The sequence below is a fragment of the Aeromonas sp. 25-248 genome (assembly GCF_053005425.1).
Genome location: NZ_JBRKTB010000026.1, coordinates 1 through 22,229 on the forward strand (window position 1 = coordinate 1; position 22,229 = coordinate 22,229).

General features: G+C 55.3%; 12 protein-coding genes. 3 read left to right on the top strand and 9 right to left on the bottom strand.

The window, feature by feature from the left end:
* Nucleotides 1-86 precede the first annotated feature (86 nt).
* The 8 genes from mads8 to ACVDHI_RS20610 form a co-directional block, all read right to left on the bottom strand.
* Nucleotides 87-5,678: a methylation-associated defense system ATP-binding protein MAD8 gene (gene mads8, locus ACVDHI_RS20575; protein WP_447212469.1), complete on the bottom strand. Its 5,592-nt coding sequence runs from the start codon at nt 5,676-5,678 to the stop codon at nt 87-89.
* Nucleotides 5,675-7,342, bottom strand: coding sequence for a methylation-associated defense system protein MAD7 (mads7, locus tag ACVDHI_RS20580; RefSeq protein WP_065017494.1), 1,668 nt, complete (start codon nt 7,340-7,342; stop codon nt 5,675-5,677). The genes mads8 and mads7 overlap by 4 nt, the downstream gene beginning before the upstream one ends.
* Nucleotides 7,342-11,505, bottom strand: a complete 4,164-nt coding sequence (mads6, locus tag ACVDHI_RS20585) for a methylation-associated defense system protein kinase MAD6 (protein WP_324063644.1) — start codon at nt 11,503-11,505, stop codon at nt 7,342-7,344. Before mads6 ends, mads7 begins: the two co-directional genes overlap by 1 nt.
* Nucleotides 11,502-12,905: a methylation-associated defense system restriction endonuclease subunit S MAD5 gene (gene mads5, locus ACVDHI_RS20590; RefSeq protein WP_324063647.1), complete on the bottom strand. Its 1,404-nt coding sequence runs from the start codon at nt 12,903-12,905 to the stop codon at nt 11,502-11,504. Before mads5 ends, mads6 begins: the two co-directional genes overlap by 4 nt.
* Entirely contained in the window at nt 12,902-13,558 is a 657-nt protein-coding gene (gene mads4 / locus ACVDHI_RS20595; RefSeq protein WP_324063649.1) for a methylation-associated defense system protein MAD4, read from the bottom strand. The genes mads5 and mads4 overlap by 4 nt, the downstream gene beginning before the upstream one ends.
* Entirely contained in the window at nt 13,555-14,928 is a 1,374-nt protein-coding gene (gene mads3, locus ACVDHI_RS20600; protein ID WP_324063651.1) for a methylation-associated defense system AAA family ATPase MAD3, read from the bottom strand. The genes mads4 and mads3 overlap by 4 nt, the downstream gene beginning before the upstream one ends.
* A complete protein-coding gene (gene mads2 / locus ACVDHI_RS20605; RefSeq protein WP_447212470.1) occupies nt 14,925-16,931 on the bottom strand; it encodes a methylation-associated defense system DNA methyltransferase MAD2 in 2,007 nt (668 codons plus the stop codon). The genes mads3 and mads2 overlap by 4 nt, the downstream gene beginning before the upstream one ends.
* Nucleotides 16,932-17,441: 510 nt before the next feature.
* The gene (locus ACVDHI_RS20610; RefSeq protein ID WP_124243994.1) at nt 17,442-18,686 is read right to left on the bottom strand and encodes a hypothetical protein; all 1,245 of its coding nucleotides are present in this window, start codon (nt 18,684-18,686) and stop codon (nt 17,442-17,444) included.
* 380 nt (nt 18,687-19,066) lie between these two features.
* On the opposite strand from ACVDHI_RS20610, the gene ACVDHI_RS20615 reads away from it, so the two are divergent.
* Nucleotides 19,067-19,984: a WYL domain-containing protein gene (locus ACVDHI_RS20615; protein ID WP_124243995.1), complete on the top strand. Its 918-nt coding sequence runs from the start codon at nt 19,067-19,069 to the stop codon at nt 19,982-19,984.
* 44 nt (nt 19,985-20,028) lie between these two features.
* Here ACVDHI_RS20615 and ACVDHI_RS20620 read toward each other — a convergent pair whose 3' ends face one another.
* On the bottom strand, nt 20,029-20,247 hold the full coding sequence (locus ACVDHI_RS20620; protein WP_324063656.1) for a DUF3283 family protein: 219 nt from the start codon (nt 20,245-20,247) through the stop codon (nt 20,029-20,031).
* Between the two features lie 85 nt (nt 20,248-20,332).
* On the opposite strand from ACVDHI_RS20620, the gene umuD reads away from it, so the two are divergent.
* A complete protein-coding gene (umuD, locus tag ACVDHI_RS20625; protein ID WP_323886030.1) occupies nt 20,333-20,776 on the top strand; it encodes a translesion error-prone DNA polymerase V autoproteolytic subunit in 444 nt (147 codons plus the stop codon).
* Nucleotides 20,757-22,016: a translesion error-prone DNA polymerase V subunit UmuC gene (umuC, locus tag ACVDHI_RS20630; RefSeq protein WP_324063658.1), complete on the top strand. Its 1,260-nt coding sequence runs from the start codon at nt 20,757-20,759 to the stop codon at nt 22,014-22,016. Before umuD ends, umuC begins: the two co-directional genes overlap by 20 nt.
* Nucleotides 22,017-22,229 lie beyond the last annotated feature (213 nt).

A 22,229-nucleotide genomic window follows, 5' to 3' on the forward strand; every position in this document is an offset into this window, starting at 1 on the left:
TCTTGTCATTGAACACCTCAAATAATGGTGGCGACTGTACCACCTAAAACGGTGTCCGGGATGATTAGACCACTACAACCATGCATTTAGCTTAATGTTGTTAGCTCCTCAACTGCGACTCTTGTTGCACCACCATGTTGTGTAACTCGGGCCCGACACTTTATCTTGATTGCACCTCGTGAGAATGAATCATCCGAGGCCTTACTTGACCACACATAGGCTTCCCCTGCTTTAAGAAGAGACATACGTTCTGGAGTCAAGTTACCAAGAGCAGCATTGGCTTTTTGAATATGTTTCAGCCAAGCAGGAGAGTTAAACTTATGCATGATTATCTGGCTTGAAAGCTCAATAAGACTAACAGGAACAGATGGCGGGTCCTGGCTCGCCACCATGATACTAACCCCCTTGTGCCGCATTTCTCGTACAACCTCGATGAGCCCAGCAACCAGATCGGGACTTTCGATATATTTGTGAGCCTCATCGAACACCACCAGTTTGTTGAAGCTGCGCCCATCTATCCGAGCATCAGCGAACAACTGCAGGAGCACAACAAACAGTCCGAGTGCCTCGTCCTTCTCAATGAACTCGTCTCGTAGATCGACAATGATCAGTCGACCAGGTCTCACGACCTCGGTAAGAGATGTGCCGTCATTGATATACTCAGCGGCTAAATCGAGACGCATCCGAGCCAACTCCTTGAGGTGTTCTGGAACAGATGATGCGTCGATGCCCGTACGTAAGCCCTCAAGGGTGATGTCATCACGCATCGCTTTCATGATGCGCATGATCTGGCGGATATAGGTGGCTTGATTGCCTACGGCGCCCATCAAAAACTTCCAGTGCGAAGCCTTCAGCTCGGATGCCGAGAACTGCAAAGGCCGTACTTCGATGTCTGGGTACTCAGCCTGACGCTCTTCGATCTTGTCTGTTGGAACAAGAAGCAAGACATCTGCGAGTGCTTTTGGCTCCGCACCATAGATCTCCTTCAGCGCACGAACCTGCTCTTCCACAGAATTCGCCCCCACCATCGACGTAAACTCAGGCTTGTAGTCCATCGTCGGGCTGTAGTGGAAAATCACCGTAGATAGTGGCTCGGGCAAACAGTTGATACCAGGGATCTGCAGCGAAGCCATCTCTGCCACGCAGCCCAAGGTGTAGCTCTTCCCGCCCCCCTGAACGCCAAACAAGCTGATGGTGTGGGTCTGATTGAGGTCAAGTGCAACCTTGCGTCCAGATACTTCACCAATCAGGCCGTACTGAGGTGTTGCACCTGTGGTGCCGAGCATGATGTCGTAGGCCACTAGGCTATCGGTAGCCTCGCCGTCTTGAGACTGCGACCGTGTAGCGAACGCATTCTGGGGAGCCACCTCCTCCGTAACAAGAACTGGTGAGGGCACTTGTTCCGTGGTCGTATCTGAACCCGACGCGTCTATAGACGGTAGTGATGTATCAGGGCTTGCAGCCTGTACGGTGTCAATTGAAGGAGGAGTAGTTTGCACCAAGGTGGTTAGTTCAAGCTTCCGCACGGGCACGCTGGAAGCCACCTCATGTTGCGTTAATCTCCCCCTCGGGCGATCGTCCCAAGCGAGCGTTCGATCCCGTGGTGGGCTTAGGAAGGCTGCCGTTTCAATTGTAGGGACAGCCGGTGCCAACTCCCTGCGACGAAGCAGTTCCAGCGTGGCCTCTCTCACGGTGTCGGTAGAGCGTGAGTACTGGATACTGGCCACAGTCTCGGTGTCAGTAACGGCCGACTCAACCAACTGTCGGATCAAATCACTACCGATCCGATAGAACTCGATGCCATTTTCATGCTCGGCGGGTTCAGTACCTGGCTTGCTGAAGTCAAACACCACTGCACTTCGCGTGAATTGCAGGGTGTAAGGGTGTTCATCGAGACGTCGCAGGAAGTAGTGGGCTTCTTCAGCTGCCTCTGGCAAGACCACGCCGTAGCGTTCAGAGCGATCTAGGTAAAAGCCTAACAGCGCAGCAAGATCTCGATTCTTTATAGGGCGGTCAGGACGATCTACATCAGCCATCTTGGGGTCGAAGTGATAGGCCAATACGTGTTCGGACTGAGCGATCTGATCAGCGATTGACGCCTTCAACTGCGCGTATGCAGCTACATCGCCCACCTGACTGTAGCACTTCACTTCGACCAACCGGCACGTCACTACACGGCTTGATGGATCGAGATCGAACAGGGCAAGGTCAGTCCGCCGGAAGCTGACTTCATCGCCCATTTCCTCAGCGCTTTGTTTCAACGCCTTGTACAGCTCCAAGTGTGCGTCTAACGGCACGACGACTTGGTTCTGGAAAACGCCCTGGTGTTCGAGGAACAAGCGCGAAAGCGCCAAACCCATAGCCTCAGCCCGCTGGGAAGATGAGGACAGTAGCTTCAAAGCCAGCCGTCCAGACAACGAACGAAGCTGATCCAGCATTACCAAGGCATGTCGACCCGTGTTGGGCAATCCGTATTCGCTCAAGATCGGGATCAGCAAAGACTCAAGCTCTGCAACAGATCTCGATGTAATAGCCAAACGATGGCTCATCGCGTTCGCCATGTCAGGCGAGTGGTCGATCAAGTAGTCTGGCCGAGTGGCATGTCTGCGATGGTCAAAGAACTCGATTCCCAAGTTCCGATCAATCGTGAGCACCCAGTCACTGACCTCATGCACCTGATGAAGCATGGCGCGCTCATCTGCGGACAAGCTCAACGCAACCACTGGACGTGCATGTGGTAGGTATTGACTGCGAGCAAGCGTCGCCACAGCGACCGAAACCGCACGGGACACGCCCCCCATGAGGTCGGATAACGCCTCTGCCCCCTCTAGCGGCTGTGCGACACCATGAAGCGGACGACGTAACCAAGTGATGGACTGCTCGTCCTCCAGATAATCCACTTCGAAGGGCTGAACCAGTCCATGGACAAACGACGAATCATCACTGCCTTGAACATCAACTGCTCGAATTTCCTCTGCAGGGAACAGATCGAACAAGAATGAGAGGTGCGCAGCATGCAAGTCCGGGTCCTCACGGAACTCCTTGATCGCACGAATAGCCAGTCGCAGCTTGGGGTGCAGATGGCTGCTGGTCGGTGTCGAAAAAGCATCAGCCTCCTTTGCACTGGTTCCCGAGTCCGGCGACAAGAGTTCCAGCAAAGCTTCCCCAGTCGAGGGCGCTCCCGGATCAAGCACGAAGAGCCGGATGTCGTAACGCAGATCTGCGAACTCAGGATGTCGCTGAAGTGCCAGCAACACCTCGGCCAACGCACCGGCGCGCCCCGCATTGAAAGCGTTGATCGTCAGCGTCTCAACATACGGGTGCTGGACCAGATAACGCTGCACGCGCGCGGCAAGATAAGCACTATCAATGCTCGCACCACCGATGGCTGGCTCTGGTAGGCCAAGAGCAGCGCACACCTCCCCAATCAGTCCACGAGGATCTTTCTCATCGGTCGCTGCGTACAAAGACCAGAACGGGTTGATGTTGTCCACAGCCAGAGCTGTCCGCCCCAACTCCTCACCAAAAGGGACGACTGGAGGAAAAGCAGCTGGCGTAAGCTGCTTAATCACCGCGTCGCGTGTGGGGACTACGAACTCCTTGTTGCTAGACCGGCTCTGCTCCATCCAAGCCTGTCCGAGATGGCTCCACGTGACGTGCCAATTGGCACGCAACGGATGTGTTGGCCCCAGCAGAACAGCATCTCGGCGTCTGCCTTGATAGTCTTCCAACACGAGGGCCACCGAATCGATGGTGAGCGCATAGCGAAGCTCATCCATAGCTTGCCGCGCAACGACCGTCTCTGTGGAGCTGGTACGAGCAAGCACTGCGTCGATCCAAGCCAGATAAGCGGAGGCATAGTTCTGTGCCGGCTCCTGAAGGGACAGAAGATCGCTGGCCTGCATGATCAGCCGTTGATCACCCTTCAGTACAGCGGCGAACAATGTCTCCCGCGCCTCTCGAAACCGAGTAACCTCGTCTGAGACTGGCCACTGAAACGACGTAGTGGAGCGTGTTGCAACACCCGAAGCACTGATCGAAAACCTTAAACGGTTGAGACCTTCGGGGTCTTCTAAAAACGCTCGCTCCAAGTCAGCCAATCGGCTGGACACCAAGACGTTAGCCTTACCCTCCTTACCCAGGCGAATCTCCAAGGTCTCTCCGCTGGCCGTGGCCTTGCTACTGCGTTCTACCCAGCCGCAACCGGTAACAGTAACGGTATCAGGATCGCGATCTTGGGCTACGGCCGCAAAGCGTGCACGCAGCAATGCATGCATCAAGCTCGCCTCACGCGGAACTGCACGCTGTGGTGGTTCGACCTCGACCTCATCGTCAGTGACCACGTAGAAGAGATCACTCTCGTTAGAGCTGGCATACACCTCAGATGAATCACCATTGAATTGAATAGGATTGCCTTCTCCGTCCGCGAGAGGAATGCGCTCACCGTCTTCGGTCTCTGCATACACCCGCACGTAGTGCCAACCTTCTTCCCAGTCGATCTTACCAATCGAAGAAAAAGCAATCGTGCAGGAGTCGGTTCCTTTGGTCCAAGCTGCTTTACGCCTACGCAAACCTGTCGGCCCGTTGTCTCGCGACACAACCTCCGCTACAAACCTTGACAACCCTTCGACCTTGGAAGGCACAGGGTCAACACGGAAAGAGACACTGAACTTTTTGAGCCCGGTCTTTGAGATGGGCAGCACCTTATGCCCGATCAACTCGGTCAAGCGGGGATCTTCATTATCATCCTTCACAACAGGCAGGTCAGGCAGCGCGACATCGCCTATGTAGATCGCGTCCGGATTAACACCTCCGTCCTCGAACAACCATTTATTGAACGCAAGTCGCCAATTCACACGGTCGCGAACGATGGCTTGCGTCCACTCCTTGGGATTGGATACGCCGATACGGAAAAAGAATTCACCCAGCTGCTTGCAGAACTCGGGATCCAGCAAGCCCAGCTCAAGTGGTCGAACGCGCTCCGTCTTGGTCGACCATGTCACGCGCTCAACGCACTCCCGGTTGCGAGCCACCCGTATTGGCGCGCTCTCTGCGTGCAGGAACAATTCAAAGTCTGGCACCAGAGCAAGCTCAAACAGCGCAGCCCCCATGGCGCCCGGATCAAACTCATTGACCTGGCAGGTGAGCAGGTACCGCGCTACGGCAGCGTCATCTGCATACCGCCACCGGGATTCACGCCGCCGTAACTCGCTCAAGCAGGCCTCTACGGCCACGCGCAAGTTGGCAGGAACTTGGGCAAGCAACTGCCTGCTCAGCTCTGCATAAGCGCCATCAATGGGAATCTCTTCGAACGTGGCAACCCCAAATGAATCTTCCGCTGAGGCGCGTAGATCATTCGGCACGAACACCAGCAACGGAGGTCTAAGCTCATCATTTGGAAGCGGGTTCCGCAACTCAACCAGTTTGGTGCTGCTGACAGCCATGTCCGGCGCCATCACTCGCAAGCTCTCATCCGCCAACACTACGACGTTCGCTGACGGCACTGCAGCCCGCAAACCACCAGCCAAACGGATCATCAGCTCCCGATCCAAGTCGGTGACCCGCATGCAATGCCCAAGCTCGCGGGCTGCAAGCAGATGAGATAGCTTTGGAAGCAGAACAGATTCCAGCGCAGCGTTCAATTCTTGACTCGTGAGTTCACGTAATCCCTGGCTCATGAGCACGCTCCTTCATTTCGTTCTGCAATCGTGTAGCGCGGCACCACTGTCTGGGTCACGTAAGCATCAGACAAATCTCGATAGAAGCCAATCTCGCGCAGGCGTCCGGTAAATGCCTGCACATTGATGCGCAGGGCTTTCCGTTCGTCAATAGTCGGTGAGCCCTCACCTAGCGGCAGCTGATCGATGTACAGCCCATAGCGTTCGCGCAAGAATGACAGCAGGTCATCGATCCGCATCTCGCCGGTGAAGTAACCCAGATCTCCACCTGGCCTCAACACTGCGATCTGCAGCAACACCTCCAGCAGGCGGCTCTCCAAAGTAAATCGCCGAGGCGCATTTCGCGCGCGGGTCTGAGCAAGCAGCGCCCCCGACTTGTTCTTCAGCATCGTCGCGTCCAACGACTCGATGATGTACTTCCGGTGGAAGGAACCACGCAGAGCCACCAGAATCTCGATGTAGGTCTCAAAGTCCGATAATCCCATCTTTGTTATTGCCTCGACCTCTGTATCCAGGCCTGCATCACCTTCGGACAAAGATTCCAGCAACCCAGCCAGGCGCTCACCGAAGAACTTGTCCCGCTCTTCCTCAAACGGTTCTCCTTGAAGGCTATACAACTCTCTCACCGAGAACACGGAATTCAAGGGCCGAATCAGCTTGCCTCGCCGAACGAGGTGTTCAGAAAATTCGTCCAACTTCTTGGCGACGAAGTACGCTCGCACAAATCCAGGAATGCGCCGGTAGTAACCATCTGCGCTGCGCTCAGCCAGTGCTGCGCTTGCGGACTCTGCGCTACCTGACAAATCAACAAACAGTCCCAGCTTGTAGGGGCAGTCCCCCTGAGGCTCGCGTTGCTCACGGGGCTTCATGGGGCAAGCAGATTCGGCGCACAGCGAGTTGGCTCCCTCAAGTTTCTGCCAGGCAGGCAGTAGCTTCAGCAGACGAAGGTGGTACAACGCCAAGTGGAACGACAAGAGCACCTTCAGGTACTCCACCATCACCGAGCGCGGCATGAAAGGCTTGTAGAACAACAGTCGCTGAATGTCTTCGGCCATCAGATCGGCTGAGCCTATGCACACTGGTGCGAACCGATCTCCGCCAGCGCGCGTGTCTGCAGTGTCCTTCCTCTGCGACAAGAAATGCAGCAGCGTCGCCGTCTCTATGTCTGTCAGCGCTTTGTCGTTCAGCTCTCGCGTGAGCTTGTCGAACCCGTCGAAGAAAAAGCCCTTGAGATGCTCGATGGCCTTGTGGCCTGCGAGGTGGCGTGCGTGATGCAGCATCTGATAGAGATGCTGTGCAGCCCCGTAGTCACGCGAGTGCTTCGGATTACGAAAGCGATAGGTGTAGCCGTGCAGAGGGCGTGGCCCCGCCACAGCAGAGTTCTTCTTGCCGCGGTTCACGATGTCCATCAGATGCGTTTCCACCCAACGCTCTACTATGTCTCGATGCTGTGTGAAGCCCAAGAACTTGTCGCGGGCATCGAGGATGTCATCGACGAACTTGTCCACAGTCAGTTCTCGTTTGTCGCGGAAAACGCTCGGGTAGCCGCCATGCTCCAAGCGCTCGAACAGACCCGTGAGCACCCGATCCATTTCAATCGTCTTGAAGTCGAGATAGCTGATTTTCGGGAGCCGGAACTCCCTGTCCTTTTTCTGCAATGCCATCAGTTCCCCCTAGAGCCGATCTCTGCGACTTCTTCTTGGCGCGCACCAGCCACCGGTCCGTGCAGCAATCGCATCTCCACCCGCCCATCGTCATGGCGGGCCAAGCGGTAGAAGTCGTGCCCCGTGGTGGTCAGCAAAATTTCGCGGTACGGCTGTGCGTTGAGGCTGTTCTTGAACACACCGAGACAGAGATAAAAACCCTGCATCTCTTCAACGCTAGGCCGATAGCCTTGATTCAGGCGCACTAGCATTTCGAACACATCGAGGTTGATGATCAGTTCGCTGCTGATGGCACCTGAGCCCTGGCCTTGGTACTTCAGCAGTAGACCGGTCGGCAGGTGTTCAACGAAGCGAGCCTTAGCTGCAAAGTCTTGTACCTGAAGCCCAAAACCCTCCACAGGGAAGAGCCGGTAGCTGCGTATCGTACCGTGTTCGACCTGCCGCAACTGCAAGGCTAGGCTGGCTCCAAGTCGCTCTGGGTGCAGCAGCCCTTCCCCTCTGTTGATGGCATGCAGGATTTCACTCGTGATCTCATCGATGGGCATTTCACCTCGAACAATCTCCACCATGCGCTTGGCGGAGCGATAGGGCAGCATTTTTTCCCAGCTGGCGTCACGCCGCTCAAAGAAGTGCTTGCGGCGTGCCATAGCCACATACTCACGATGTTTACGTGCCCGTTGGCGGACTGACAAGTCCGAAACGCCACGCGGCAGATCACTAAACAGGCGCCTCAACACCTCGAAGTCAAACTGCCCTCGGCGCTCGAAGCGGAACAGAGCACGATCATCTGGTTGAACAAAGTCCAGCCCTCGGTCGAAGCGGGGATCTTCCTGCTGGCCTATATCCAGATCGCTCAGCAGCGTCAAGAGCCGGTCTGATGTGGCTTGCCCGCCCCCCATCCAGCTGTTGAAGTAGAAACTGCGCACCAAGTCATCGTGCTTGCCAGAGGTGTAAAGAGCATGAATTTCACTACAGTCACGGTTGCCAATCAGCATGAACGACAGAGCTGAACGTAGGTCGCGCATGGTGATGTGCAAACGCCCGCGCAAGTGCGCCATTGTGTAAAGCGTCTTGAGGCGTTCTAACAAACGCGGCCCGGCGATCTCATCCTGGAAGCTGCGCGCGTTATGCAAGGCATAGCAGTTGCCCTTCAAGTCACACTGCTCGCATGCGGACCAGTTCTCGGGACGAACGATGCTTCGCAGCGTGCGCTCCAGAATCGATCCGCCTTCCGCATCGGCCACAACACTGCGCAGGTTCAGGTTCACTACCGCCACGCCTAATTCAGCTTCCCCGGTAGAAAATGCACGTCGAACAAGGGCCGCGAGTGCCAAGAAGTCCCGCTCATGTGCGGCCAAGAAGTCCACCAAACGGCCTTCGTTGATCGCTATCAGTCGCGTCTCTTGTGGCCTCCAGGACTCTGGGTCGTTGCCCTTGAACGGGGCTAGGAAATCCAGCAGCACCTGGTTGTTGTCTTTGTGGCCCTCGTCTTGGCTACCGTCGTAGTTAATCAGGTAACGATTCCCCTCCAGGCTCAGTTCGCTGCCGTTTGCCAGACCACGATTGGCAACCCCGCCTCGGGCTTCGACCTCTTTCTCCAGCCGTTGCAAGAAGGCGGTCTTGCCATCGCCTGCATTGCCCGAAATCAGCACAAGCCGGAACTCACCCTGCAGCACAGCAGGCAATAAGGCCCGGTCCAGCGCGGTGTCCACATAAGCAGAGAAACCAAGTGCGTCCATGCCCCGCGTTCCGGCATTGCTGCGGCGGCTTTGGCTGTAAAGTGTCAGCAGGTGTGAAACGAATGCGTTGGAGTTAGGTGCCGATTTAGCAAAGGCAGGCTGCCCGTTGCTCACCCCCGTCACCATGGTTGCTAGGCTAACAGTCTGCACTCGACGAGCATGGCGCACATCTGCCAATGCATCGCGAAATTCAACAGCTGCGTGGAAACGCTCTGACCTGCGAGGCGCGATGGCCTTAAGTAGCACGTTAACCAACTCCGGCGCTAGGTCGGCAAAGCCCGACAGTTCACGCGGGTCGGGCGCAGGCTTATTGATGGGGGGCTCTGTCGTATCCCACGGGTAGCGGGCCGTCAATGCCTCATACAAGGTCAGACCCAGCGCATACAAATCACGGTCCGCGCGCTCACTGTTGTGCGGAATGACCTCCGGATCAAAGTCCGGCGGTAGATAGCGCCGAGAGCCCCCTCCAAGCGACTCCTTGTCGTCAGCTCGTACCGACACATTGAAGTCGATGATCTTGGCCCCCTTTGGCGTCCACAAGATGTTGCGCGGCTTAATGTCACAGTGATGGAAGCCCTGCGCATGAAGGTGCGCCAGACCCTCAATCACCTGCTTGCCCAACTCCAGCGCATCTTCGGGGGACAACAGGCGGTCGTGGATCATGTCACCAACATCGGCCCCTTCCACGTACTCAAACACCAGAAAGGGGATGTCACGGCCAGGAATAACGTCCGCATCCAGCACACGCACCACGTGAGGGTGCTCGGGAATGTGCACCAGGTGGCGGTATTCCTTTTTAAGGCGCTCCAAGGTCGAGTGCCGATCACTGACGATAAGCTTCACAGTACGCGCCACGTCACCCAAGGTGTCGATCACCTTGTAGACTACTCCGAAGCTACCGCGCCCGAGCTTCTTCTCCACGATGAACTTGTGGGTTAGGCGATGGCCTGCCGTCAAGTTCAGGTAGTCGGTTTGGGCATCATCGACTTCACAGACCTCGGGATTCGGTGCCTCTGCAGCTTGGCTGGCTGCTTGCGCCACGGGTTGCAGCAAACCATTCAAAGCGGCCAGCGCTGCCGATGCGGTCAGCCGCAGGTGCTCATCAAAAGCGCACAGGCTCTGCAGCCAAGCGTCAAAGGCCTCGTTCAATTCCGGCCGCAGTGCTGAAGGCTTGTTGAGGAACTCCCCAGCCCGATCCCACACTGTGGTGGGCTCACCGGCAAACGGTCGCTCTCCGGTGAAGAGTTCGTAAAGGATAACCCCTGCGGAGAAGATGTCCGATGCGGTCGATGCGGCACCCGGCTCCCGGAACGCCTCGGGCGCTACATAGGCCTTCTCCACCAAATCAACAATGTCCGTCGCAATCGTCCGGCTGCGGTCCACACCGGGCTTGGCGAAATCAAAATCGGTGATGCGTGTCGTGCCATCTTGGCCAATCAAGATTGCAGCAGGTGTCAGGTTGCGATGCACCACCCCATGATGGTGGGCATGAACCAAGGCCTCCAACAGATCTTTGGCAACACGCCACTTCTGGTCCAACGTAAGCGCTAACTGGGGCCGAGCCATGTGCACAGTCAACGCCTGACCCGGCGCATCGTCCAGGATCAGGATGAAAGACTGGTCGTCATCGGTCGGGAAGAAATCCCGCGCAGCCACTATGTTAGGATGCATGGGCAGCTTGGACAGCGCCCGGTAGGCATTGGCAATGCGGTTGACTTGCGCCTTGCACACGTCTTCCGGCTGGTAGGGGTCTGCCTGGTACACCCTCAGCCGAGCCGCCCCCCCCGCGAACGCGTTCTCGGCGCGGAACTCGGTGTAGGCCTCTGCCGCCCCGAGCTTCTCTTTCACCTGCCAGTGCCCAAAGCGCAGCACAGCCGAAGCTGGTTTCACTACCTTTAAGGCGTGCAGGATCAACCCTTGTTGCTGCAGAATGTTCTTGGAGAAGCGCGCCGGAATGCGTGTGGCATCTTTGAAGTAGCGCTCTGCGTCCTTCAGCTTCACCACCCGGTCTGTATCCAACTGCTCACGGTCATTCAAGTGAGCATCGGGCGCGGTGAGCAGAATGGCGGCATCGACGTAGATGCCGTCCAGCTCATGCCGTCCAGGATTGGCCTGAGTCACCAACCCCTTCACCGTACGAGCATGGCCGCGCAGCTTACCCAGCGGTGATGGATACGGCGCACGCCCCTCGGGATACCACTTGTTGCCGAACACATCAATGGTGCCGCGCGTCCCCTTCACGTCGATCAAGTACAAGGCATGCGGCGTCAACAACGCGATGTCGATCTCAAAGCGCTCGCCCTGCCGCTCGATCTCGAAGTTGTGAAGTAGAACGAAACTGTCTGGCAAGCGATCCCGCAGGTAAGCGATGGCGCTGCGCTCTGCATCGTTGACCGGCTGGCCTACTGGGATCACTTTGCTCACGCTCGCCCCTCACTAATCCTTGCTTCCACCAAAGAGGCAGCCTCCATAAAAAGGTCGTTTGACAAATCCAATAATTCATCACCTTCCGCAATTAGGCTGTCAATTTTGGCCATTGCAGACGCATCAATAATTGGTATCGGGACAGTTCTAACCAACTCTGGATGAAGGACTTGTTGCTTCCCTCCTACCGATAGGCACCTAAAGATTCGAAAATAGACCTCGGATCTGAGTAACGCGAAAAGATACCCAGACGGAACCACGACTTCATCTGGCCGAAGCTGCAGCACATTGTCTGATAGCGCAAACTTCTCCTGCCCTTGTCGAACTCGAATACATCTCCCGAAAACTTCGTTTTCGCCTAATGTTCCAATGCAAGCGACCGCTATTGTTCCTGCCGGAGGCACAACTTCATCCTTATCTGGTATACCTTTGAAGGAAATACATCGCCCACTCCATTGAGCGAAAAACATTTCCTTTTGACCTACCAGTTGTATGCCATGACCAGATTCAGCATCGATGCGCGAGAACCGATTGGGCCTAAATGGCGGGCGAACTAAAGCGCTCTCAATATCTATTGTCCTATTTTTTCTAATTTTTTCGATCAGAGCCAACATGCGTGGATCATGATTTAATGCTCTAAGACTCGATCCGAATCCAAGACATGTAACAAATCCAACTTCCTTTGACGCTCGCCAACTATTTGGTGGGACATCGTCCAAACCACACCCAGCGAGCGCATCTGCTGTTGCAAGCGCGTATAACTCTTGACCTCTAGCTCTAGCAAAAGCCGCTCGTTCAACCGTTGCATGAATAGCCTTCTCGAAAGCAGAACCCATCCTTGGAATAGGAAGCTTGCTCAGATGCCCGGGCTCAATATGTTGAATAATCGCGCCATAGGTACCTGAAATTACTTGCGGCAAACCGTAGCGGCTCGAAAGAAACGCGTACAAATACCCTGGCGGAATCTTTTCGGCATTAGGAACGACACGAAGCACGTGCTCTGAACAGGCCATCCCATCCATGTCCGGGCGGACGTATGCCATGCGCCCAATGGTTCCCGATCTAGTTATCAGCGTCCAGCCACGTTTGAGTGTAAATAGAGGATTTCGGTCGACTTGAAATTTGGCCAGCAATGGTTGGCTAGATAAATCTACAGAAAGTATGTCTGTGCTCCCCAAGAACGGGACACCGAACTTTCTATCGTCAACCCATACCCGACCTTCCCGGCCTGCATGAAAAATGCTGTCCGTGACCTCTGGAAGCAAAATCTTTGGGCAATCGAGCGCATGCAGAGCATCGCGAGCCTCCAGCGCTCCGGACATATAAGGATTGCAATCGAGACGCCTTCCGCCCTCTTCGAGCCAAGTAGACCGAACGATCTTGAATTTGATTGCGTTCATGCAGGGACCTCCACCGGAAACCACAATTGCAGTACGGCATGCATCTCGTCGAATGCCACATCCGTACAACCCTTGATAGAGATTTGCTCAGCCAGCTTTTGATAAATAGCTGAAGAGCGCGGTTGCCCGGTCTGCCTCAGCACCCATTCAGCAGCTTCTTTTGGTCGCGGTGGTTTGGCGGTGTCAGCAGGCCACCATCCGCTCTCGGCTAAATGTTGACGCAGCGGCTTGTCACTCTTGTAGCGAAGCACCTCAGCCACTTGCGGCTTGTCCTGCCACAGCCAGTTTTCCAACTCGGGCTCGATGGCGATCACTTTGACCGCATCCTCAGCCCAGCCACTTGCCACCAGATTGGCCGTGATGTGAGCAACGATGGCGTCTTTGCCGGGCGAGCCTTCCCATTCACAATCCAGCACCACGAGGGCGCGATGGTGGCTACTCTGGTAGGGGCGCAACAACTCGTGGCCCCTGGTGTAGACGCCCGGGTCGTTGCCGCCTTCGTCCACCAGCAGGTCAGCACCGACATCGGTATTGATCTCGAAGGGCGCACAACCGAGACTCAAGTGCCATCTATCGCGTTTGAAGTACCCACGGAAGGTGGATGCCATATTGCTGTCTGCCACCAGAATGACGCAGGGGCGCTTGTTCATCATCCGAGCACCCCCGCTGCGAACAGGCTGCCAAGATCGATGCCGCCTCGCCACTCTTGCAGGCGAGGATGGTCCGTCCCGGCGATCATCTCCACACCACCTTCGCTGGCCAGCCGTGCGCACAGCAACTGCTCCAGCTTTGCACGTGCCAGCACCACAGGTGAATGCGATGACACCCAGACCTGGCTGTCGTACATCGATGAGAGCGATTGCAGGACCGCTTCAATGGCGCGCGGATGAATGCCGTTCTCTGGCTCCTCGGTCACTAAGATGGCCGGTTGCTTATCAAGGTAAGGCAGTAGCGTCAGCGTCAGGATGCGCAAGGTGCCGTCAGACAAGCCCGGGGACGGTACTTTGAAGTCGCCTTTGTAGCTCACCACGAAATACGCGTGGTGGTCGTCCTCACGTTCACGCACATCAATGTCAATGACCTGCGGAAGTGCGGTTTGCACATGGGCAATCCAGTCGGCATAGCGCTCACTGCGGTATTCGATGTCCGCGCCTTCCAGAGCGCCTTCACGCTTCAAGTCCAGTGCTAGCCATGGCACATTCCGACCGTCCGATGTGATCGTTTTCGGCTGGCCTGGCGGGCATGCAAACCGCATTTCCTCCCAATCAGGATTGAGAAACACCGTATCGGTGGTCAGTAGACTATGCAACCAACGTGAAGCTGGATACTCATGCTCCGACTCAAAGAGCATACGGGGCATAGCGAGCAAGGTGTTGCCCATACCGACCTTTGTGGAGCGGGTTCGTGCTCCTGGGGGAGGAACCTCAGGCGTAAATTCAACCGTTTGTCCAAATTCGCGCTGCAGAATCATTCGCCAGCCCTGGCGTTTCCGCTCACCTACTCGAACCCCCTGGTATCCAGGCTCCTCGCGATTCGGTTTGTAAGCTTCAGGGAAGACAAACAGGTACTCTTGAACAACGTTTAGGTCTCGGTCTTCAGAGACTCTGAGTCCGACTTCGTACCGAATATGCGAAGGCCAGCGCTTCTTGTCGATCTCCAGCGCGGACTGAGTTTTTTGCCGCTGAGCATTACTCAGTCGTTGAAACATGCCTTCGACGAGTTTTGACTGAACTTCTTCCGGCAATTTCGCCTCAATGGCGAAAGAAAAATCATCTCCCCGACCAGCAAACACGAGTTCCCTCAGGCTGCTGGCGCGAGCTTTGTCCTCCGATGACTTGCGACGACGCGGTACGAACGCATCGACCACATATTTGGCGTCCAAGAGGTCACCAAATAGGCCTGGCAAATCGATGAGCGTTGTCTTGCCAGAGCCGTTGGCCCCTACGAGAACGCGAAAGTCGCCGACATCGACCCCCAGGTGTTCGAAGCAGCGATAACGTGTGGCTTCAAGTCGCGTGATCATTTGTTGGGCTCCGGATGTTGGGCGCGGAACTCGGCGTACGCCTTAGCGATTTCGGGCAGGTCATCGTCTAGGATGCGCTCCTTGCGGTTCAGGGTGCGCACTTGCAAGTCTCCGCCAATGCGGACCTTTTCTTCGTGGCTAACATCCACCAGGATTTCTTCGCCATCAGGATGGCGCTTATATAGTGTGTTGCCACGGCGGTCGAAGCCCACCTTTTCGGCGACCGCCATAAAAACGGGGTAATCCTTCTTCTGGCCCAGATCTTCTGCCTTGATCACCTCTTCAGGCTTGCGCTTCAGGAAGAGCAAGCTGGTCAAGATGTTGACGTTGGCCTCGACAATGAAGGATTCCACCGGCAGATCGACGCTGGCAAGCACCCAACAGTGACGAAGAATCCAATAGCGGATGTACTCGTCACCAGGGTTACCCAAGATTCCATCGGGTAAGACTATGGCCGCCCGGCCTCCCGGCTTTAGCCACTTAACGCAGCGCTCGATGAACAGCACCTCGGGCGATACAGCAGGCTTCATAGCGTTGGTCATTACGAAACCATCGCCTTGACGTTCCCAGCGTCGAGCCAGTTCGTACTGCTCCAAAATAGTCTTTTCAGTGATCGGAATATCAGAACCAAACGGTGGGTTGGTCATCAGAACATCGATTGACCCTAACGGCATGTTGACCTTAGCAGGCGCAACTCCCGGCAAGTCTCCACGCGGAAACTCTAGGGAGTTCATGTGATAGAGGTGGCCCAATGAATTACCCGCCATCATCACGTTCATCTGCGCAGCGCGAACTAGGAAGGGATCAAAATCCGCACCAAACAAGTTATTAGCTGCAAAATTGGCCAGCCGCTCTCGTATGGATACAAACTCCTCGGTGTTCTCGTCGCCAGTTTTGATGCGCTTCTCTTCGTGGAAGACTTTATTCAGGTAGTTCAGGGTTTCTACCAAGAAACCGCCCGTGCCGCAGGATGAATCCAGCACACGCTCGTGTTCCTTAGGGGCCAACATCTTGACAACCAGGCTAATAGCACCACGTGGCGTGAAATACTGGCCGCGATCACCACGCAGGTTAGTACCCACGATTTCTTGGTAGGCTGCGCCCTTGGCATCCACATCGGTGCGGCCAAAGTCATAACGAGCCAATTCAGAAACGATAAATGCGAGCGCCCTGTCAGACAGGGTGATTTCTTCATTCCCCTTAAAGAGAGCGCTGTACTCTTTCTTGACCTTTTCAAAGAGTGGTTTAATGCGTTGACGAATAGCCTTCTGGCCTACAGGTTCAAAGGGTTCGAAGGGGCCGACATAGAAGCCACGAGCTTCATTCGGTTGTTGCTCGTCATACATTTTGCAGAAAATGAGGTAGAGGAACTGCCAGAAGGCGGCGTCTTTCGGCATACCTTCATTGCCGTGTATGTAGTTGTGGCACCGCCGAAAAGCGATGCGCAGCATTTCCGGGTCAGCGCGGCGCAAGCGCCCCATGGAGCGGCCTTCAACGCTGAAGGTGTCATCTCCCATGGGCCAGTCACCGATTGGATTAAGCCAAGTGTCGAATCGGGAGACCTCCTTCTGGAAGAAGAAGAATTCAAGGCCGTTGGTCCAGAGGCCATAGTGACAGCTTTCGGCTTCGGTCATTACGGCTTCTAACAGCTCAAATTCTTTGCGAGCCTCCTCGGGATCACGCATTCGGTAAGCACCCTTGGTTCCTACCTTTGGCTCTTTATCTACCGTAACTGCACGGTAGAGGTTGTCTATTATGTGTGGCTGACCAGACTTGAAAATGGCGATATCAAGCTTACGGTTTTTACCCTGTACCTTGACCTTGAAGTCAGGCTCCATGTCCTCAGCTGCGATACCATATTCATGGATGATGGCTCGTGCGACCCGCTGCCTAACCTTTTCTTTGTCAGTGTTCTTTACTTGAGCGCCGGTGATGTAATCGAAAATCTTTCCTTCTTCGAGCACATCAGCAGTGATTTTTGACTCTCGACTGAGGTCCGCCATGATAATTTTCCTACATAGAGCAAGGAGTACACAATCTGTACTCCTTGTCCTTTGGTTACCAAGATATTGAAATTGAGGATATTGTTCCACCAGCACTCTCAAACGGCAACACCTTAGGCGCGAAACCGTACCGCTAGAGAATTCGTGGTTCAGTTGGAAGTGGAGGTGAGCTGGCAAGCAAATCTGTTGTTAAGAAAGCTACCTACATCTCCAGACACCATAATCCGGATCATTCTTATCCATTCTAAAGCAAAAAAGACCTTCAAAAATGCGATAGCCTGTATGCATTGTAGGGCAATTATGCCTGAGACAGTAGGCCCCAAGAGCCCCGGTTATCCGCACCATTTGTAATGGTAGTTCTAGGTCGGTTAGTTGCGGGCTAGATGGTTACGCATTAGGATTCAGTACCTCCTAACGTCCGCTCTTACGCGGTCCAACAGAACGTAATCTGTCTGGTATTGGCCTGCGCTGCACCAGTCAAGACACACAAGAGCATTGAATTTTAAAGGGTTATTTACATTTCTCACACCACCAGCCATTAGGGCCGTTGCCTCTATCTCCCCCACAGTGAGGGCAGGAACCCGGTTTGATAGAGGAGTACCACTGGCGTTGCGTGTCGCTCACGGGTTGCGGACTGGCAACGGGGTTGGTCTGTTTCTGGGGAGTGCGGTTTACATTTGCGCCACCTCGCATGCTGGCGTAGGAATACCGTGTAGACGCTTCTGCCTTTTCTGCTCTTGCCATTCGTTTCGCACGAGACCTGATGCAAATTTCGCGATAGCAGTAGCCGTCAGCATCAAGACGTTGGTGCTGTAGTTGGCAATTACGACATGCGGTCGGCGTAGATCGTGGATACTGCCCCCCATTGCTGGTCTTGTCGCTGTCTTGCGCAGCCCGTGCGGCATAGTCTCGTGCTCTCTGGGCGGCACGATCCTGTTCAGCCAATCTCATCTGAGCCGTAATCGCCGCTTGGTGCTCGCGTTGCATCCTTTGCTTTGCCTCATACTGACGCCGCGCTTCCTCCAGTTGTTCTTGTTTTAGTTGCTGCTGTCTGGCTTTCTCCTCTGCTTCTTGCCGTCGCTGTTCGGCAAGCTGCTCCAGGGCGATCAGCGCCATCTCCTCGCGTGGGTGATAGAGCCAATGCAGGCAGTTGGGATTTTCGCTGAGAATAGTCAGCATCAAAGTCGTCGTGTCCATCCCTGCCGGGCGAGACTTATCGAACATCCGGTCGCCAAATTGGCTATAACGCACAGCCAAAACGCCTGTTTTAGGGTGTTTGGCAATGAATCGCCCAAGCCACAGCGGGTACAACCCTACAGGCTCGTGCGCAGCAGGAAAGTGTAAGGCAAGGTGGAAGTCTGGTCGGGACATCAACTGAAATAGCCCTGCCGGAACACCATGGGTCTCTGCTTGCGGAACAAATTGAACGCCTATATCAGCATGGGCCTTAGCAACCAGTTCCTTGACCCCATCAAACAAGGTGTAATGGGCAGGGGTATTGAGCTTCACTACACTTTCCAGCTTAGAGAGCAGCATCAACCGCACACTGGTTTCAAAGGCGTAGAAGCATTTTTCCTGGCTGTCACGGTAATGAGCAAAGCAGTGGCGGTTTTGCTCACCTTTTCTGGCAACGAGCAATCCTTTACAACTGGGACAATGACAACCGGCTGCAAGTCCTCTTTCAACATCATCGACTGAGACAATTGCACCGGTCTCGGTCTTAATTGCGAAGGGTATTTTATTCTGAAAGTCCATCAATCGGTCACCTGAATAAGCTCAACCTTCATTTCTGGTAAGCCGCAGAATAGAGTGGCAACGTCCTCTGCCTTATCCCTTTACCTGCACCCTTTGAGTCTCCACCACGTTCGTCTGCTTGGTACCCTTGCACTAAATAAATACACCTAATCGTACTACACCATCCCGAAAGCCCTGAGGTATAGGGCCTGGCAGCAAAGCCTGGCATGACCTTGTGATTGTGAGAGCAACCGAAGTTGAGCTGCACTTCGGCAATATGCTGGTAGAACGTGGTACAGACAGCACAATCTTTTTCACCACACTGTGATTAACTCAGTATATGTCGCCTGTATACTCATGCCGATACTGGTTACATACACATGTCGCATTTTGGAGCACATATGGCCCCCAGAGAGCTCACTTGGGATCAGACCCTACGCTTTCGCCTGCTAGAGATCGTGTTGCAATGGGAAGGACGGCTGACCACCAATCACCTAATGACAGCCTTCAATATCGGCCGCCAGCAAGCATCACGGGATATCAATCACTACCTGACCTACTACTCACCAGAAGGGTTGATCTATGACCGACGCCTGAAGGGATACAAGCCAACCGAGCAATTTTTGCCGCGATTTAGTGAAGGAAAAGTAGATGAGTACCTGATGCTGCTGCACCGTGAAAAACAGTACCAACGCCAACATGAAGCGGGGCTGTTGACCCTGCCGCTGATGGATTTGCGCTACGGCCATATCGAGATCTTGGATGTACCCAACCGCCATATCGACCCCAAGATTGTGCGGGGTCTGGTGCAAGCGGCTCGCGGTCAGTTGCGGGTCGACGTCGATTACGTATCCCTCAGCTCAGAGGAGCAGAGCGGCCGCAATATTGTGCCCCATACCCTGGTCTATGACGGGATCCGCTGGCACGTGCGCGCTTACTGCGAGAAGAAAGGGGTATATCTGGATTTTGTGATGAGCCGATTTCGTGGGGAACCTGAGCTACTGGATACCTCCCCTCACGGCCGGGATCAGGATCTTGAGTGGAACACCAAGGTCACTGCGGTGATCATTCCCAATCCAACCCTCAGCGCAGGACAACAGGCCATCATTGCCAGTGACTATGCCATGCCAGATGGCAAGCTGCTGCTCAACCAGCGCATCCCTTTGATGCATTACGCGCTGGAGCGCATGCAAGTGAGCTATAACGGCGATCACGAACAGCATCCGCTGCTCTACCCGCTGGTGCTGGCAAACCGGGACGAGTTGGTAGCCAAGGGCTGCATCTTCAAGCTCCGAAGCCCGGATTTGCGCGAGAGTTAAGGGACTTAGGGTGTTCCCAGAATAAAAACATGGCTACAGGAAGGCTAGCCCCGTTTGTACCTACTTACTTGCTCAAGAAAGTAGCTGCTCAGCTCACCCTTATGCTGGCTTGCTTCGCTTTCTGCGCTGGCCAAGTGACCGTTGCGCTCCTTCCATACCGCATATGCGGCGGCCTTCTCGACCTCGACCCGTTCTTGCTGCTCTTTCGGTAGGGCACACAGATTGTGACTCATACTGACCTCTTTGTTATTTGTTGACGCCATGGTACGCCATCAGTGGCATGCAGGACTTGCGCTGGTTCAAAGGTGGTGCGCTATAATAGCTGTATATAAATACAGGTGTTTTGCCATGAAGCTGTTAACCCCAGACCCATCACCCGCCGAGGTGACCATCCCGCTGTTCTTGCACCGCGCCTCTTGCGGCTTTCCCAGCCCAGCCTGCGACTATCTGGAAGGGAAGTTGGACCTCAACACCCACTGCGTGGCGCACCCTGCAGCAACCTTCTATCTGCGTGCCGAGGGGGAGAGCATGACCGGGGTCGGCATCTTTCCCGGTGACTTGCTGGTGGTCGATAAGAGCCTCACCCCGCGCCATGGTGATGTGGTGATTGCACTACTCGATGGCGGCTTCACGGTAAAGACCTTGCAGCTCAAGCCGAGGTTGCGGCTGTTGCCAGCCAATCCGGCGTTCGCGCCTATCGACCCTTGTATGAGTCTCTCCCTGGAGTTGTTCGGAGTGGTCACCCATGTGATTGGCAATCTGAGGCAGCGTGATGGCTATAGCGCTCGTTGATGTAAACAACTTCTACGCCAGCTGTGAGCGGCTGTTTCGCCCTGAGCTGCGTGGCCGCCCGATCGTGGTGCTCTCCAACAACGATGGATGCGTGGTGTCGCGCAGCCCCGAAGCCAAGGCGCTGGGTATCAAGATGGCCGGGCCCTACTTCAAGATCCGCGAGCAGTTCGAGGCGCATGGCGGTGTGGCATTCAGCTCCAACTACGCGCTCTACGGCGATATGTCTGGCAGGGTGATGAGCACGTTGGAGACCATGGCCCCCGAGCTTGAGGTCTACTCCATCGATGAAGCGTTCATGGCGTTGTCGGAGTCGTTTGCCGGGGACCTGACAGCATATGGACAACAGATCCGGCAGCGAGTGTGGCAGTGGACCGGACTAACGGTAGGGGTTGGGATTGGCCCCACCAAGACCCTCGCCAAGCTGGCAAACTATGCAGCCAAGAAGTGGCCTGCCACTGGCGGCGTCGTGGACTTGCGTGACGAGCTGCGCCGTGCCCGGCTGATGGCTATCACCCCGGTGGACGAGGTGTGGGGCATAGGACGGCGCTTGGGGGCCACGTTGGTGGCACAAGGTATCAATACCGTTGCTGACCTGGTGGCTAGCGACGCTAACGGGTTACGCACCCAATACGGCGTGGAGGTCGAGCGGATCGTACAGGAGCTGCGTGGCCTGCCTTGCGCAGAGCTGACCGTTGAACCGGCGGCGAAGCAGCAGATCCTCTCGAGCCGTTCCTTTGGTGAGCGCGTGACCGACCGTGGAGAAATGGCCCAAGCGTTGTCGGGCTTTATGGCTCGCGCAGCCGAGAAGCTGCGGGCCGAGGGGATGTGTTGCCAGCGGGTGCACCTGTTCGTGCGAACCAGCCCCTTTGATGAACGAGCCCCTTACTACAGTGAGCAGGCAAGCGTCCGGCTGGTCTGCCCTAGCGATGATACCCGGTTGCTGCTGCAGCAAGTGAACGTGCTGCTACCGCAGATTTGGCGCGACGGTTACCGCTATCAGAAGGGGGGGGTCATGCTGAGTGAGTTCACCCCCAAGGGGCAGCAACAGGCCGATCTGTTTGCCCAGTCCTCCGCTCAATCGGATGCGCTGATGGCCGTGATGGACCAGATCAAAGCCAAGGGATTGGGGCGCGTAGGCTTTGCCAGCCAAGGTACGGGGTCGCCTGAGTGGATGATGCGACAAGAGCACCTGAGCCCCTGCTACACCACCCGCTGGGAGGACCTGCCGGTGGCGAGGTAAGGGAAGGTCTGCTCACAAGAAACTAGTGTAACGCGTTATGGTTGATCATCTTTGACAAAAAAGTACGTCTCCAAAAATCCTAGATACTCGTCTAGGTCGAGTGGATAAGATTCAACTGCCTTACCAACTCATTAGGTGTAGTGGTCAACTAAATCCGGACACACAGTTAAGCCGATTTTCGGCCTCTGCTGGCGGTATCCCATCATTGTGTTG